Genomic DNA, 16,894 nt, shown 5'->3' with positions numbered 1-16,894 from the left:
ACATGGAAACGAAATCACTTTTTATCGATGGTAAAACTCACTCTGCGACGTCGGGTGAGCTATTTACGACATACAACCCAGCAACGGGAGAGGCGCTTGCCGACATTGGCCAAGCGAGCCAGCAAGATGTGGAACGCGCGATAGCATCAGCAAAACGCGGCTTTGCGATCTGGTCGAAGATGAGTGCAGTCGAGCGCAGTCGAATCTTACTTAAAGCAGTGGCGATTCTTCGCGAGCGCAACGATGAACTGGCAAAACTCGAGGTGAAAGACACCGGGAAGCCACTCCAAGAGGCAATCGAGGTTGATGTGGCTTCAGGCGCGGATGTGATCGAGTACTTTGCTGGCCTTGCGCCCGCGCTGCAAGGTGAGCAGCAACCGCTTAGCGAATCCCAGTTTTTTTACACTCGCAGAGAGCCGCTTGGTATTTGTGCTGGTATTGGTGCGTGGAACTACCCGATCCAAATCGCGATGTGGAAATCTGCCCCAGCGTTGGCCGCGGGAAATGTGATGGTGTTTAAACCTTCCGAAGAGACGCCGCTGACTGCCGTTAAACTGGCGGAAATCTTCACTGAAGCTGGTATGCCAGATGGTGTTTTCAATGTAGTACAAGGCGATTATCGCGTCGGGCAAATGCTCACAGCGCATCCTGATATTGCCAAAGTCTCGTTCACGGGTGAGTCAGGTACGGGCAAAAAGGTGATGGCAGATAGTGCCGTTTCACTCAAACAAGTGACCATGGAGCTGGGTGGAAAATCGCCAATGATCATTTTTGATGATGCCAAGCTTGATGATGCTGTGTCGGCGGCAATGGTTGCGAATTTCTATACTCAAGGCGAAGTGTGTACTCACGGCACACGCGTATTTGTTCACGAGTCGATTTACCCAGAGTTCATTGAACAGTTGAAAGTGCGCACAGAAAAATTGCGTGTCGGTGACCCAATGTCGATGGAAACACAAATCGGTGCACTGATTTCCAAGCCTCACTTGGAAAAAGTACTTGGCGCGATTGAAGCGGCAAAACAGAGCGGTGCAGAGCTGATTACGGGTGGTTTCCAAGTCACAGAGGGCGACCTAAAACACGGTAATTTTGTTGCGCCGACAGTATTTACTCAATGCTCTGACGATATGGCGCATGTACAGCAAGAAATTTTTGGCCCTGTCATGTCAGTGATGACGTTCAAAGATGAAGCAGAAGTGATTCAACGTGCCAACAATACTGACTATGGATTGGCCGCAGGTGTCTTCACCCAAAATTTAGCGCGTGCACATCGCGTGATTCATCAAATGCAAGCGGGTATTTGTTGGGTTAACACTTGGGGTGACTCTCCTGCTGAAATGCCTGTGGGTGGCTATAAATCCTCGGGAATTGGCCGCGAAAACGGGGTCGAAACCCTGCATCACTACACCCAAACTAAGAGCATTTTGATCGAGTTGGGTGATTACCCAAGCCCATACGCTTAACCCAATCACGGAGAGATAACATGGAACAACGCTACGATTATATTATCGTCGGCGCGGGTTCGGCCGGCTGTATTTTGGCAGATCGCCTTACAGAGAGTGGTGAACATCGCGTTCTATTGCTTGAGGCTGGCGGAACAGACAAGAGTATTTTCATTCAAATGCCGACGGCGCTGTCATACCCAATGAATAGCGACCGCTACGCGTGGCAATTTGAAACTCAAGCGGAAGCGGGACTTGATGGGCGCAAACTCCACTGCCCGCGAGGTAAAGTGCTTGGGGGAAGCTCTTCGATCAACGGCATGGTGTATGTCCGTGGACATGCGTGCGATTTTGATGAGTGGGAACAGCACGGTGCCAAAGGTTGGCGTTATTCTGCATGTTTACCTTATTTCCGCCGAACGGAGACTTGGTCTGGTGGCGAAGACGAGTACCGGGGTGGACAAGGTCCTGTCGGAACCTGTAACGGGAATGATATGGCGCTCAATCCTTTGTACCAAGCCTTTATTGATGCAGGAAAAGAGGCCGGCTACCCAGAAACCAAGGACTACAATGGTTATCAGCAAGAAGGCTTTGGCCCAATGCACATGACCGTTGACAAAGGCGTTCGCGCATCGACATCGAACGCGTATTTGCGACGCGCTCTGAAGCGCTCAAACCTCACGTTGATCAAAGGCGTTGTCGCTCGAAAAGTGATTCTGGAAGGTAAAACCGCGGTCGGTGTTGAGTTTCAAAAGTCGGGCAAAGTGGTGCAATGCTTTGCCGAAAAAGAAGTGATTTCTAGCGCAGGCTCCATTGGTTCACCTCAACTGCTGCAGCTTTCGGGCATTGGTCCTAAAGATGTGCTTAATAAAGCGGGTGTTGACCTTGTTCACGATCTTCCGGGTGTGGGACAAAATCTTCAAGATCATCTAGAGATTTACTTCCAGTATCACTGCTCTCAGCCTATTACTCTTAACAGCAAATTAGGATTAGTCAGCAAGGGGATGATCGGCGCTCAGTGGATCTTAACCCGCACTGGATTGGGGGCTACCAATCATTTTGAATCTTGCGCCTTTATTCGTTCTCGTGAAGGTCTGAAGTGGCCTAACATTCAGTATCACTTTTTGCCTGCTGCCATGCGATATGACGGTCGCGCCGCCTTCGACGGGCATGGTTTCCAAGTGCATGTTGGGCCAAACAAACCTGAGAGTCGCGGTCATGTGGCGATCACATCCGCAGACCCTTTGGTGAAACCACATATTGAATTCAACTACATCTCTACCGAGCAAGATCGTCAAGACTGGCGTGATTGTATCCGCCTTACTCGAGAGATCTTGATGCAGCCCGCCATGGACTCATATCGAGGTGAGGAGATTCAGCCAGGCATCGCTATCACCAGCGACCAAGAGATTGATGAGTGGGTGAAAGCCAATGTCGAGAGCGCCTATCACCCTTCATGTAGTTGCAAAATGGGCGCAGATGACGACCCGATGGCGGTACTGGATGAACACTGCCGAGTACGAGGAATCGATGGCTTGCGCGTGGTCGACTCTTCTGTCTTTCCCACTATCCCTAATGGCAACCTCAATGCTCCGACCATGATGGTCGCTGAACGAGCGTCCGACATGATCCTCGGCAAGCCTATGCTGGCTGAGCAAGACGTGCCAGTTTGGATAGCGCCGCAGTGGAAAAACAAACAACGAATGAATTCTCCGAGAAGAGCATTCAAATAACCAAAGTCAGTAATCATTACAAGGAAAACACTATGTCTATGATGACAAAAACACTCTCAACACTCGCTCTGAGTACTATGGCTATGAATGCCTACGCGAATCAGTGTGAAACGGTTCGTTTTGCCGATGTGGGCTGGACGGACATTACGGCAACAACGGCGGTCACCTCAGAGCTGCTGAAAGGTTTGGGCTACAAAACCAAAACGGATTTGCTCTCTGTCCCGGTCACATACTCGTCAATGGCGAACGGTGATATCGATATCTTCCTTGGCAACTGGATGCCAACTATGGAGGGAGATATCGCTAAATACCGTGAAGCGGGAACGGTTGAAACCGTGCGTGCCAACTTAGAAGGGGCGAAGTACACGTTAGCTGTGCCGAAATATGTGTACGACGCTGGCGTAAAGAGCTTTGCTGATCTTGCCACTCACGCCGATAAGTTTCGCGACCGCATTTATGGCATTGAACCTGGGAACGATGGTAACCGCCTGATTCAATCGATGATTGACAGCAATGCTTTTGGTCTAAAGGACTTTAACTTAGTGGAGTCGAGTGAGGCAGGCATGGTTTCACAGGTGTCCCGTGCTGTACGCCGTAACCAATGGATTGTTTATTTAGGTTGGGCTCCGCACCCAATGAACAGCAATGTTGAGATGGAGTACCTAGCAGGCGGTGACGACTTCTTTGGCCCAAATTATGGCGGTGCCAACGTCTACACCAATGTGCGCGCTAATTACCTGAATGAGTGTCAAAACGTTGGTCAGCTACTTAAGAACCTTGAGTTTAGCTTAGAAATGGAAAACCAATTGATGGAATCCATTTTGAACCAGAACGTTAAGCCTTCGAAAGCGGCATTACAGTGGCTGCAAGCCAACCCTGAGCAAGTGGAAAATTGGCTAGAGGGCGTGAAGACGCTAGATGGCAAAGACGCGGTATCACAGGTTCAAAATTACATTGGTTCTAAGGCGTAAGCCAGCTCGGTGGGTATTGCCCACCGACCCTTTCAGCAAACACAAATAACACAAAGGTTGTAATGTGAATTTTATTACTGACAACAAAATCCCGCTGGGTCAATGGATGGAAGCCGGTGTTGATTGGTTGACGGACAACGCTGCTGGCTTGTTTGATGCGATTTCTATCTTCCTCGAAACCATCATTCTTTTTGTTGTAGATGGTTTTAAATGGATGCCACCGGCAATGCCAATCTTGATGACCGCAGCGATCGCTTGGTATCTCCACCGAAGTATTCCGTTAGTCCTATTTATTGTGGCAGCGCTGTTGACCATTCTAAATCTTGGCTACTGGGAAGAGATGCTTGAAACCTTCGTTTTAGTCTTCGCCGCGACGACGATTTCGGTGTTGGTTGGCGTGCCACTTGGCATTATGGCGGCGCACCGGCCTTGGCTCTATACCCTATTGCGACCCATTCTAGATCTGATGCAGACGGTGCCAACGTTTGTCTATTTAATTCCAACGCTTGTTTTGTTTGGCTTGGGTATTGTCCCAGGGTTAATCTCAACCATCATTTTTGCTATCGCTGCGCCGATTCGACTGACGTATCTTGGTATTACAAAAGTACCAGAGGAGCTCGTGGAAGCGGGTAAAGCATTCGGTGCGACCAGAATGAAGCTTCTATTCAAAGTGGAGCTGCCCGCTGCGATGCCGTCCATTATGGCGGGGGTGACTCAGTGCATCATGTTGTCGTTGTCTATGGTTGTGATTGCAGCATTAGTCGGGGCAGATGGGCTCGGCAAGCCAGTGGTTCGCGCACTCAATACTGTGAACATCTCACAGGGCTTTGAAGCGGGTCTTGCGATTGTACTGGTTGCGATCATCTTGGATCGCTTGTGTAAATCACCGAATCAAAAGGAAGCATAACAATGGATGCAATCACAATTACCGATCTTGATGTTGTCTTTGGTGATAAACCACAACTGGCATTACAGCAACTAGACCAAGGCCACACTCGTCAAGAGATCATTGACCAGACAGGGCAAGTTGTTGGTGTGGACAAGGTTTCATTGACCGTCAAAGAAGGAGAAATCTGTGTCCTGATGGGGCTGTCTGGTTCGGGGAAGTCAAGTTTACTCCGCGCGGTGAATGGTCTGAACCCAATCTCACGCGGTCACCTAGAAATCAAAGATGGAGAGCAAGCGGTCGATTTGGCAAATTGTGACCAAGAGACGCTGCGCCACCTTCGCACGCATCGAGTGTCTATGGTGTTTCAAAAATTCGCCCTAATGCCTTGGTTGACGGTTCTCGACAACGTTGCGTTTGGCCTTGAGCTCCAAGGTATGGGAAAAGCTGAGCGCCGTAAAAAAGCGCGTGAGCAACTGGAGATGGTCGATCTGGCAGAATGGGAAGAGAAATACCCCCATGAGCTTTCTGGCGGAATGCAGCAACGAGTTGGGCTCGCCCGTGCGTTTGCTATGGACACCGACATCTTGCTGATGGACGAGCCTTTCTCTGCGTTAGACCCATTGATACGTGCTCAACTTCAAGATGAGTTATTGGTACTGCAAGAGAAGCTCAACAAGACGATTTTGTTTGTTAGTCATGATCTCGACGAAGCGTTAAAAATCGGCAATAACATCGCGATTATGGAATCTGGTCGTTTGATTCAACATGGAAAACCAGAAGAGATCATACTGGCACCTAAAAATGATTATGTGCGCGATTTCGTTGCTCACACCAATCCATTAAATGTCTTAAAAGGTCGCTCGCTCATGCAGCCAGTCAGTGAACTGAACAGCCAAGATACCCAGTTGCAAGTGTGCACATCTCAGCCGATTTGGGTCGAGCAAAATCAGCAAAAGCTCAGTTTGATCAAAACTGATGAGTCGTTAAAGCTGCTGCATTGGGATTTAAATAGCAGCCAAATTGAGGAAGTGGATAGCTCGACGGTGATTGTGACCAGTCCAGACATTGGCATGCGCGAAGCGATTGAACTGAAACAGCGCAGTGGTCAACCAATCCTGTTGATAGAAGATGGAGAGTTGGTGGGGGTACTTAATGACAGCGAGTTCTATGAAGCGCTGCTAGGGAACTACCAATCGGTTGCAGCGTAACCAGCTCAACGATATCCGATCAAAAAAGGCGACTTTCGAGTCGCCTTTTTCCATTTCGTGACAATTAGATGTCTCGATTCTCCGCGAATTTTTCTAAACCTAAAACTAAGGCAATTGCACAGATCATCATGACAATCGCAATACCTAGCTGCGCAGGTTGAGATGTCACCGATTCGAAGTCAAATGGTGACAGGTTTTGTTGAATCAATGGCACTTGCTCGCCTTTAGAGTTTGTACGCCATGTGAGCGTTTCTTTCCAAGGCCAAATCTTAGGTAGCGTGCCGATCATCAGGCCAGTCAAAAAGACAAGAGTGAAATCACGGAAGCGCTTTAGTAGCCAAGAAAGAACGTGGGAGAAGCTTAGTAAGCCAAGCACACAGCCACTCATAAATAGCGCAATGACAGCTAAATCGAAGGATTTTACAGCGCCAAGGACAGGCGTGTACATGCCTATCAAAAGTAGGATAAAGCTGCCTGAAATGCCCGGAAGGATCATAGCGCAAATCGCGATTGCACCTGCAATAACGATGTTTACGCTGGTCGGATCCATTTGTAGCGGTTGCAGCACAGTAATGCTGTAGGCGAACGCCACACCCAGTAACAAAAAGACAAATCGGCTAGCGGAGCGCTGCTCAATTTGTTTTAAGATATGGAACACTGACACCAAAATCAGACCAAAGAAAAACGACCAGATTGGCACAGGGTGTTCTACCAATAGCCATGAAATCAGCTTCGCTAATGTGGCAATGCTGGTAAGGACACCACCAAACAAGGCGATCAGGAAAAAGCCATTGATATGGTCAAATGCGGCTTTAAATCCATCACGTTTCCAAATTCCCAATACTTTTGGGTTAATGCGACGGATGCTTTCTAGCAAAGTGTCGTAAATGCCAGTGATGAACGCGATAGTACCACCCGATACACCAGGTACAACATCAGCTGCACCCATCGCCATGCCTTTTAGAAATGTCGAAAAATAGTTCATGCTACTCAGTAAATAAATTTAGGTACACGGAGTATATCGATTCTGGATAAAAAAAAGTATGAAAAAATAAACTGATAGAACTGTTTATAAGAATCTAGTTTAATATTAATTTGCAAAGGTTTGCATTTTGCAATTTTCATATTGCATTTTGATAATCAAAAATTAGCCAAAAATGCGGCTGGATCATCAAATATCGCGGTTTTAAAGTTGGCACGCATTCTGCATTAATTAATTCGACCCTTTTTAAGCCGAGGGTCACCTAGCCAACTGACGTTGTTAGTGAATAACATTTGTTCACACTATATATAAGCCAATCGCCCTTTTTGCGATTGGCTATTTTTTTGCCTGAAACTCCCCAAATAACAGCTCGTTAGCGTCGTTTTTCTTCACACTTTACATCTAGCCTAGGTACGTTTTTGGAGTCAATACTCGACAAATTGCTCCATTTTTATTAATAATGGCGGCTTTCTTTCGCAACTCTACCGATTTTTGTAGGGTTTTTACTGTTGAAATAGAGTGGGTATCCCACTGTTTAGAGGATTTTTTCAATAGAGAAATGTGATTAATCGCGTTTAGGTCAGCCGCCGGGAGGCGACGACTCAGAACTTAAACGTTGAGCCAAAGGGCTCTTAACTCGTTAAGGAAGATGGGTGACACACAATGAAGAGGTTATATGAATCAGATAATTTCAATTGGACCACTAGAATCTTTCTTAATCGCCATCAGCGTTCTATTCTTAGGTCATTTTGTTAATTCCAAACTACCCGTATTGAAAAAGTTCAACATCCCAGAGCCGATCGTAGGTGGCTTAATTGTGGCTGTTGTCATCACTTTTTTGCATTTTAACGGGGTCGATCTTCAGTTTTCACTTCCGCTGCAGAACACCTTTATGTTGATGTTCTTTAGCACCGTTGGTCTTGCTGCAAACTACACTCAGCTGATGAAAGGTGGCGCAAAGGTCTTTGTCTTTTTGGCGGTCGCATCTTTTTACATCATCATTCAAAATGGTGTTGGAGTGTCGTTGGCCACCGCGTTAGGGCTTGATCCTTTAATGGGGCTCATCGCCGGCTCTATCACTCTATCAGGTGGACATGGGACCGGTGCGGCGTGGTCGCAGACGTTTTCAGAAAACTACGGCATCAGCAACACGCTTGAAATTGCCATGGCTTCCGCGACTTTTGGTCTGATTATCGGCGGCATCATCGGTAGTCCGGTGGCTCAAAAGCTTATCGATAAAAATGGGATTGAATCCGAGTATGGTCGTGGCACTCAAACCCACGAAAGATTCCCTGAGCTCGTGACCTATAACGAGTACGAGGAAGATAAAGTCACCGCCAAGAAAGTGATTGAAGTGCTGTTTATCCTGCTTATCTGCGTGACTGGCGCGAAATATCTAGAGCAGTGGGTAAGCAGTTTTAATATCAGTTGGCTGATGATTCCTGACTTTGTCTATGCGCTGTTTATTGGTGTATTCATTACCAATTTGCTTGAGGTGACGAAAGTCCACAAGGTGGATGCAGAGACGGTTGATATTTTAGGTACGGTCTCTTTGTCATTGTTTTTAGCAATGGCGTTAATGAGCTTAAAGCTGTGGAATATTTTCGATCTGGCGGTACCATTCTTGGTGATTTTGGCCGTTCAGTCACTCGTGCTGGGTATCTTTGCGTACTTCGTGACGTTCAAAGTTATGGGGGCAAACTATGATGCTGCGGTCATTGCTGGTGGGCACTGTGGCTTTGGTTTGGGAGCCACTCCGACGGCAGTGATGAACATGGGTTCTTTAGTGAACAAATTTGGCCCTTCCCCACAGGCGTTTATGGTTGTGCCTATTGTTGGGGCGTTTTTTATCGACATCGTTAACTTGATTATTTTACAGGGCTACATTTCCTTCATCGGTTAGACAGGTTTGAAGGTCAGACGGGCTTAAAAACAAAAATCCCCGCATCGTGCGGGGATTTTTCGTTTGCTAGGTTCGTAATGCGAGCTTGGTGCCATCGAACTTTAGATGGCTAAGTAGCGTCTTGGCGTTGTTTCTGCCCATTTCATTGAACTGGACGCCATATCTGGCGTAGTGCATTGAGCGTTGCAAGTTACACACAGTACCAAATAGAGGCTCGAACTGAATCTGCTTGCCGTTTCGTACCTGAACGATAAGCTCAATCTCGTCACCGACTTGGAAAGGCCGACTCAAAGGCGGCGCGAAGAATCGACAACCACTTTTCGATAAATCACGGATCTCGCAATCCATCTTTCTATTTTCAGTGCTGGCTTTGGCTTCAAGGTTTACATCAAAGCGTGGCTCTTTACGTAGCTGCGATACCTGCATGTCTTTTGGCACAGACATCATCACCAATGGCATCGGCTCTTTAAGGATATGCTGGAGTTGGCTTCTAAAATGAATAATGGCGCCTTCCCCTCGTGGAGAAATGGCGCGCACTGTGGTCCAAAAACCTTCTTGAAAGTAGAAATTCAAATCTTCATCGGAGACTTTCGGAAGTTCGGCAAGAATCATGCTGTCTGAGTGAGTGCCAATAAACGCCGTTTTACAGCGAAAAGTACGGCCGACAGGCGTCGTGATACTCATGGTAAGTTCACCACCATGTTCAACCATGGCTAGGGCATCGACACTATTGACTGTGACGACATTTCTCTGTTTGTTATAAGGACTTGAAGACTGTTCCTTCATTGCCACCGCCTGAGTACTCATCTAGCCTCCATTAGCTCTGCGTGCTATGTTTGCCGCAGGTTATTATCTTTCACGTCTAAATGCTCAGACTGGTATAAATTCTATTTATGCTTGAGCGTTTGTTCAAACATCAATGTAATGATTTTTTTGAGCTATGTATCAATTTAGGAGTTTACTATGCAGCATTCCGTACTTTTCGAGCCTGAATTAGGCCAGTTTCGCGTGCATTTAGAGTCTGAACACTATGCGACTGTTAAATTCAAAATTGAGGGTGGGGTGTACCATATTACCTCAACACGCGTGCCTGATGCTTTGCAAGGGAAAGGGTATGGCAAGGTGATGATGGAAGCGGTACTTCCCAAATTAGAAGAATTGGATGTGAAGATTGTGCCTGTCTGCAGTTACGTGGTGCATTATTTAGATCGCCACCCTGAATGGGCGCATTTAAAAGCATGATGGAAAAAGGCCGCTATCAGGCGATTGTTAAACAGCTAGGTTTTAACACTCTTCATCGTGTCGATGTGTTGCAATCACTCTGGGGTGGTTATGGCGAGTTGGTTCGGTTATGGATTGACTCGACCAGTGTTGTGGTCAAACACATCACGCTACCCAAGCCTGAACATCACCCCAGAGGTTGGAACACCGAGCTTTCCCACAAACGCAAGTTGCACTCCTATCAAGTCGAAATGAACTTCTACCAACGCGTCGCTAGCCAATGCGAAGGCTATGCCACGGTGCCTCAAACCTTATTGGTGGAGCAGGGAGACAATGAGCTCCTTTTGGTGATGGAAGATCTTAGCCAAATAGGCTTTTCCCAAGTGATTCAGGAAGCCTCCAAGACCCATTTGCGTGCTGCGCTGCGGTGGTTCGCTCATTTTCATGCCCAACACATGTCGAGCAGAGCTGACGGATTATGGCCTACAGGAACATATTGGCATCTAGATACTCGACCAGATGAGTTCGCCGCCCTGAGCGATCTTCGGTTGAAACATGCGGCTGAAAAGATTGATCGGACACTGAAGTTTGCGCCGTATTCGACGCTCGTCCACGGCGATGGAAAGTTGGCCAATTTCTGTTTTGATCCAAGCGGCGAGCGAGCGGCTGCCGTTGACTTCCAATACGTTGGTAACGGTTGCGCCATGAAAGATATCGCCCTGTTTATGAGCAGCGCGGTACCGCCGGAAGAGTGTGAGGCGATGGAAGCGTGGATTTTGGACGAATACTTCACGCAGCTTAGGATCGCGTTAAGTCAATATCGCCCCGAACTGGATAGTAAGGATGTGGAACAAAAGCTTCGACCTATGTTTATGGTCGCTTGGGCAGATTTTCAACGATTTGTAAAAGGGTGGAGCCCCAACCACTGGAAGATTAATGCTTATACTGAAAACCTCACTTTACGAGCACTTAAGTTTATTGAACAGTCTAGTTAAATAGTAGGAAGTTGACTAGACTTCTGTTTAATTAATCTAACACCACCTAATCTCTATTATTAAAATTAATATTATATCTAATTGAAAATGATGTTTTTTCGTCCTTGTTATTGTGGTTTACTTTCTTTTAAACTGTGTTTTATGTCAGCTTTGTTATTGTTATAAAAGCACATTTTTATTCACGCTTGATTTTTATTGACCTATCTGAAAATAACTAATCTTCTGTTGTGTTTTATATTCCTAATTTTGATACATGAGGGAATATTTATAATTATCGTAAGTTTTAGATCTCAAATTATATAATCCATAAAGAAGCCTAATATATTAATTGGCATACTCCCATTCTGATTTTTTATCGAAGCAAAGCGATGACATGATGTGAATGGTGGTCTGGTAAGTCCATTTCTCTCATCCACTTTCTTCGACAAGTTCCCCCTAAATCACAGGATCTATTACTTTGGCGAGTATAGATGACACATGGAGAGTTTTATGGAGCTTAAAGGCCATTACGTCATGCGGAAAGCATTTTCGGCACTTAAGATTGCTGGAGTCGTAACTTGTTCACTGACCTTTGTTTCTCAGTCTGTTTTTGCGGCTGATGAACAGCAAGGTGGTGTTTCCGATGGGTATTATGAAGCGGTAGAAGCGAGCATTGATGAGCTTTTGACACAAAGAAAACGTTCGGCGTATTCAAGTGTCGATGGTGAGGTTAAAACAGTCCGTTCAATTGAGGTGAGTTCGACAGACGTAACCGATTTTGAACAGGTAAAACTGTTTGTTCAAATTAAAGATGGCGAAGGAGAGCATGTTGAAGGGTTAACGACTTCGGATCTCAAACTTTCGGTGAAACACCCATACGATGGAACATCGGTAGGTACGGCCGTTACTCCGACTTCCGTTGAAGAGTTAGGTGCCGTTGAAAGTCGTGCTGATATCGTATTTATACTCGATAGCACAGGTTCTATGGGCGGTGAAATAGGTGTTGTTATCAATAACATTATTGCCTTTGTAAACCAATTAGAGAGCGACAAAGTCGATTATCGATTGGCTGGTTTCCACTATGGTGATGAAACCCCTTATCGCGGAAGAATCGCCTTTACCTCTGACTCGAATGCGTTTAAGTCATGGGTCTCTGGGCTAAGTGCTTCTGGTGGTAATGATTGGCCAGAAAACCCTCTAGATTCAGTGATCGCAAGTGGTGCGATGGACTACCGTGATGATGCGCAAAACATCGTGGTGCTCATCACTGACGCGCCAGCACACGTTGCCGGAGATGGCGGTGATAGTAATACGTCCGCGACATTTTCTGCAGCAGACCGCGCGCTCAATGGCTTGAGTTTTTTCTATTCGTCTCCTGAATCACAGTACGCCGCCCTTGGTAGCAGTTTGGGGTGGCCATTTCAGTCCTCCACGTTGCTCAGTAAACTTGGAGAAAGTATCACAGGTAAATACATTGTTGCCTTTGACGACCCAAGTGGTAAGCGCGACGGTTTGACGAGAAATTTAGTTCTTAAATCATCAACAAGTTCAGACGTGCAAGACTCGGCAAGTTATACGCCAAGCGAAGTGACTGGCACGCTGACAGGTAAAATCACCAATAACGACCCCGTTCCTCTCGAGTTGGCTGATGCGCAAATTTCGGCGGTCAACGATGAAACGGATGAGCGTGTTATCGCTTCAACTAAATCGGACGGCACATTTGAGATCGAGCTAGGCGAAGGGGATTGGACGCTAACCATAACCAAAGAACCTGATTACGCACCAATGAGTGAAGCCGTCGCTGTCGCTGTGGAAGATGAGTCAGCTTCGCTAGCACCGACTACATTGGACGTTCAGCTTGCGCTCTCTACCGTCGAAGACGAAAAAGCAAGAATGCGCAAACTCGCCAATGAAGCCTCAGAATTTGGTACATGGGTTCAAAAGCCTTTTGCAGACGAAGCCTCGGACGTACTTAGCTGGCTTGACGAGATCCCTGATACCGCTGACGGCGATTCAGGACCGAGCGCAGCACAGCGTGAAGGTTTGAAACGTCTTATTGCGGCTCACCTCGTTCTTAATGAATCCAATCAACAAGTCATTCAAGATGCTCAAACAATTTCTTCAAGTGTCGTTGATGTGACCGTCGCTGTCCTCGACTTATCCGGCGTATTCAACAAACTTTCCAACTCAATGGTCTCTCTGGCGAGTAAGCTAGATACAGATGGCGCTGGTTGGTTTAAAGCGAAAACTCTCGGTTTAGTTAAGAAAATTCTAACTGGGACCGCTGCGAAACTGGACAAATGGAAAGTCAAACTGATCAACACGGTGTTAGATACCGTCGATTGGGCATTGAGCGATTACTCCTCTGCTGGACCTATCATTACGATTATCAAAGATACGATTTCAGCATCTTCAGGTGATGACAACAGCTACAAGGGTGTTGTGAGTGAAATCGTAAAAAATATGGTTGCGGCGCCATTGTCGCGTAACGTAGTTGTACCTGTTTATGCGAATGCGGTTGAGCCGACAATCGATACTGTACTCTCCCGTTCGCGTTCCATCTCTACCGCCGACGTTGATGCTATGAACGCTGCCTTGTTGGCCGCGAATACTCAGCTTAAAGCGATTCAAGCGGAGTTTGCCAATCTAGAGCGAAATCTTGATACCGTGGACTCGGTAAAGCGAACCATTGGCTTGGTTAAGGGTGTAATTGAAACACTTGGTGAGCTAGATAAGGCGATGGCTGTAGTAGAGAAAGTGCCGGTTGCGACTCCTTACGTAGCTCCAATTCGACGAGCGATCATTGTCGCCCCGAGTGTCTTAACTGGTTTGGAAGGTGTGACTGGTGTGGCCAAAGGTGGTTTAGCGGGTGTCCACTTGTACGGATTATCCGATGATACTGCTTTGGGAATGATGTATGCGTATGGCGGCAGTTCGAAAAAGGCCAGCGCAATAAGAAGAGCATCGGCTGCAAAGTATGCGGTTGTACCCTATGCGATCGATACTTCGGCGTATGATTTGCTCAACAACGCAATCCAGTCGATGTTAACGGCTTTGGACAACAAGCAACTGGAGACCTTTGTTGATCTTTATGATTCAGAGTTGCTTGGTGCCATCGACAGCTATCTAGAACAGCAGGAAGTCGAGAAAGCGAAAGTAACAGCAGGTGACAAGCTCGCTACCTCAACCAAACCAATCAACTATGACTTATTGGCAACTCAAGCGCGTGATGATTATCAATCGTTACTTGAAACTTCAATGAGCGTATCGACAGGGTTGTCTGGTTTGATGTTAAGTGAGCTTATTGTACGCGAAGAGTTTGATGACTCCGCAGAGTCAGTGGCGAATCGCGAACAGTTGGCACAATTGCTTTACGTTCTTCAAGATGTTGTCGCAGCAAGTTATACCAGTATGGATAATGCGTTAAGCACCGTAGAGTCAAGCCTAGGACCTGTGGTGAACATTTCGTCACTCACAAGTAATGTCAGCTCATTATCTGACGACAGTGAAAGCTTTGAAGTGATCGCGACTGTGACTAACTCTGGTGCCACCGATTCAGGACAAGTAACGTTGAAGCTCATCCCGCCAAAAGAGATTGTTTCAGGTGGTGACAGTGAGTTTGAAACCGCTGACCTTGTGACGGTTGTGACTCCAGAGCAAAGTCTTGCGTCAGTGCCGGCTGATAGTTCCCAGACGCTTTCTTGGACTGTGTCACTGGCGGGTGGCAAATCTATTCGTTCACAAAACTATATGTTCCAAGTTGAGTCGGTTGAAGCCGAAGCCGGTACCCATCTTGTTGGTAGTTCTGCATTAATACTTCCTGCGGCACCGCTAGACAGTGATGGTGATGGCCTACCCAATGAATGGGAAGTCAAGCACGGCTTGAACATCGATGATGCAACTGACGCCACGAGTGATAAAGATGGAGACAAACTGAGTAACTTGGTGGAATACGAAGTTGGTTTGAACCCAAGCCTAACGGATTCAAATGGTGATGGTATCGAAGATTTAGTCACTTATTTGAAGTTATTCTCGAAAGACGGCGCGATGGCGGGCGATCTCAACGAAGATAATCTAATCAACCAGGCGGATCTCGATCTTGCAGTTTTAGCGTGGGGCAAGGAGTACAGTTCTGCAGAATTTGATTCGCGAGCGGATATTAATGGTGATGGTCAGATTGATATTCGAGACCTGATGCAGATCGATCTTTACAGCAAATAGTAGTTGAGTCGTATTGCTGAAAATCAGTTCTCGACATGGAATTAGAATAAGGATTACTTAGATGAAACCGTTTTTAATTAAAAATATTGTTTCTCCCATCATTCTTACTGTGCTGCTTGCCGCGTGTGGAGGCGGCGGTGGTGGAAGTGATAGCGGAAGCGATGGCTCAGCGGCAACACCGACACCAAGCACTCCGGGAGCTTCTCCAACTAAAGCAATTAGCAGTTTTGGGCCTAAAGTTGATGGAAGTTATGCGACGGTTGCGGCGGCAACGTTTGAGGCGTCAGCGACAGAAGATGGAGCGCCATCACCATTGGCTAAAGTGAGTTTTGACGTAAGCACGGGTCAAGTGGACATCCGTGACGGAAAAAGTGTCAGAGGTTATGAGATTAGCTTTCTTCTTGCTGATGGTGTCTCTATCTCTTCCGTGAAAGATGGAGGCTTTATAGGGCTCGACGCGGGAGCAACAGAAGGAATATTGACCACAATAAGTACGACAGGTTCCGGCAATGTTGCTTTGGCAGGTGTTAAGCTTGTCGCATCAGACGGAAGTTTAGTGCCAGTGTCAATTAACTAGCCTCGGACATAACGCCTAGGCAGTGATGACTAGCTGATTGGTCGGATACACTCAGTTATGCTGGGTGTATCCGATTTTCTTTATTCAACAGGAAGCGCCAACTATGAAGAGTACGATCGCCGTTGTGGCATTTATCGCTTTGGTGGCGACCATTGTGTACGCCATATTCGCGATTCTAGCGTTTTCCGGTGCTCCGGTTAATATATTAGAGCGGTTTGAGAAGGAAGAGTTTGATGGTTCGTTTTCGCTGCATAATTTAAGCAACAAAGAGGTATCAATTGCTGACTTAACGCTTTTGCCTGAAGCGCATATTGATTTACGCTCATTGGGAGGTCGTCTCTTTGTTCGTTGGAGCGATGGTGTCTTTAAGGCGGGTAAGCCAGCTAAAGCATCAGGGATACTTAGGCTCGAAAACTCCATTTATGGTAAGTACAGTATTGAAGTCGGACGTACACAATGGAATACGTTATTTTCTGCGCCAATTTCTGAGCAGAAATGCCACCGATACGCAGTAAAATGGCTCCACCCTATGCCAACTTCTGGGGTTATTCTGTCAATGCGAGACGAAGATAACGCGAGTTTTTATCAAAACATTCACTACGCGGAAGGTAGGGCAAATATGTATGAGCTAGAAGTTGAAGAAAATTATAAGCGTTATTCTGCCAAAGGAAGTCACTATTACTATCGATACCATTGTGCTTCTAGCGGTAAAGATGACAGATTAACCGCTTTTGTTGAGATCGCTACTCAGCTTATAAACTAATCGCGAACAC

At 46.6% G+C, this 16,894-nt stretch carries 13 protein-coding genes; 11 read left to right on the top strand and 2 right to left on the bottom strand.

Features of this window, described 5'->3' with window-relative positions; genetic code table 11:
* Positions 1-2: 2 nt before the first annotated feature.
* The 5 genes from betB to choV all read left to right on the top strand — a co-directional run bounded on the left by betB (position 3) and on the right by choV (position 6,243).
* Entirely contained in the window at positions 3-1,463 is a 1,461-nt protein-coding gene (gene betB / locus U9J37_RS16495) for a betaine-aldehyde dehydrogenase (protein WP_005469772.1), read from the top strand.
* 20 nt (positions 1,464-1,483) lie between these two features.
* Complete coding sequence (betA, locus tag U9J37_RS16490) at positions 1,484-3,175, top strand: choline dehydrogenase (RefSeq protein WP_005469802.1); 1,692 nt, start codon at positions 1,484-1,486, stop codon at positions 3,173-3,175.
* Positions 3,176-3,207: 32 nt separating this feature from the next.
* Positions 3,208-4,146 carry a choline ABC transporter substrate-binding protein gene (locus tag U9J37_RS16485; protein WP_043886501.1) on the top strand — a complete coding sequence of 313 codons (939 nt, stop codon included), beginning with the start codon at positions 3,208-3,210 and terminating at the stop codon, positions 4,144-4,146.
* Positions 4,147-4,210: 64 nt separating this feature from the next.
* Entirely contained in the window at positions 4,211-5,053 is an 843-nt protein-coding gene (gene choW / locus U9J37_RS16480) for a choline ABC transporter permease subunit (RefSeq protein ID WP_005469675.1), read from the top strand.
* Positions 5,054-5,055: 2 nt separating this feature from the next.
* Entirely contained in the window at positions 5,056-6,243 is a 1,188-nt protein-coding gene (gene choV / locus U9J37_RS16475) for a choline ABC transporter ATP-binding protein (RefSeq protein ID WP_005469694.1), read from the top strand.
* Positions 6,244-6,307: 64 nt separating this feature from the next.
* On the opposite strand, the gene U9J37_RS16470 is transcribed toward choV, so the two are convergent.
* On the bottom strand, positions 6,308-7,228 hold the full coding sequence (locus tag U9J37_RS16470; protein ID WP_005469650.1) for a polyprenyl-phosphate transporter: 921 nt from the start codon (positions 7,226-7,228) through the stop codon (positions 6,308-6,310).
* Between the two features lie 673 nt (positions 7,229-7,901).
* On the opposite strand from U9J37_RS16470, the gene gltS reads away from it, so the two are divergent.
* Positions 7,902-9,128 (top strand): sodium/glutamate symporter, encoded by a 1,227-nt coding sequence (gltS, locus tag U9J37_RS16465; protein WP_005469512.1) that lies wholly within the window; start codon positions 7,902-7,904, stop codon positions 9,126-9,128.
* A 66-nt stretch (positions 9,129-9,194) separates the two neighbouring features.
* Here the strand turns inward: gltS and U9J37_RS16460 are convergent, their stop codons facing one another.
* Positions 9,195-9,935 carry a flagellar brake protein gene (locus U9J37_RS16460; protein WP_005469575.1) on the bottom strand — a complete coding sequence of 247 codons (741 nt, stop codon included), beginning with the start codon at positions 9,933-9,935 and terminating at the stop codon, positions 9,195-9,197.
* Positions 9,936-10,091: 156 nt separating this feature from the next.
* Here U9J37_RS16460 and U9J37_RS16455 point away from each other — a divergent pair, with 156 nt between their 5' ends.
* From U9J37_RS16455 to U9J37_RS16435, 5 genes are all read left to right on the top strand, one after another.
* On the top strand, positions 10,092-10,370 hold the full coding sequence (locus U9J37_RS16455) for a GNAT family N-acetyltransferase (RefSeq protein WP_005469544.1): 279 nt from the start codon (positions 10,092-10,094) through the stop codon (positions 10,368-10,370).
* On the top strand, positions 10,349-11,344 hold the full coding sequence (locus U9J37_RS16450; RefSeq protein ID WP_005469597.1) for an aminoglycoside phosphotransferase family protein: 996 nt from the start codon (positions 10,349-10,351) through the stop codon (positions 11,342-11,344). The genes U9J37_RS16455 and U9J37_RS16450 overlap by 22 nt, the downstream gene beginning before the upstream one ends.
* A gap of 489 nt (positions 11,345-11,833) precedes the next feature.
* Positions 11,834-15,544, top strand: coding sequence for a VWA domain-containing protein (locus U9J37_RS16445; RefSeq protein ID WP_043886499.1), 3,711 nt, complete (start codon positions 11,834-11,836; stop codon positions 15,542-15,544).
* Between the two features lie 61 nt (positions 15,545-15,605).
* The gene (locus U9J37_RS16440) at positions 15,606-16,121 is read left to right on the top strand and encodes a hypothetical protein (RefSeq protein ID WP_005469777.1); all 516 of its coding nucleotides are present in this window, start codon (positions 15,606-15,608) and stop codon (positions 16,119-16,121) included.
* 103 nt (positions 16,122-16,224) lie between these two features.
* Positions 16,225-16,884 (top strand): hypothetical protein, encoded by a 660-nt coding sequence (locus tag U9J37_RS16435; RefSeq protein WP_005469733.1) that lies wholly within the window; start codon positions 16,225-16,227, stop codon positions 16,882-16,884.
* Positions 16,885-16,894: the final 10 nt, after the last annotated feature.

Source organism: Vibrio sp. 16 (assembly GCF_963681195.1).
GTDB classification, from domain to species: domain Bacteria; phylum Pseudomonadota; class Gammaproteobacteria; order Enterobacterales; family Vibrionaceae; genus Vibrio; species Vibrio sinaloensis_D.
Note: the sequence above shows the minus strand (reverse complement) of the source record. Positions and strands in the feature narration are given on the sequence as shown.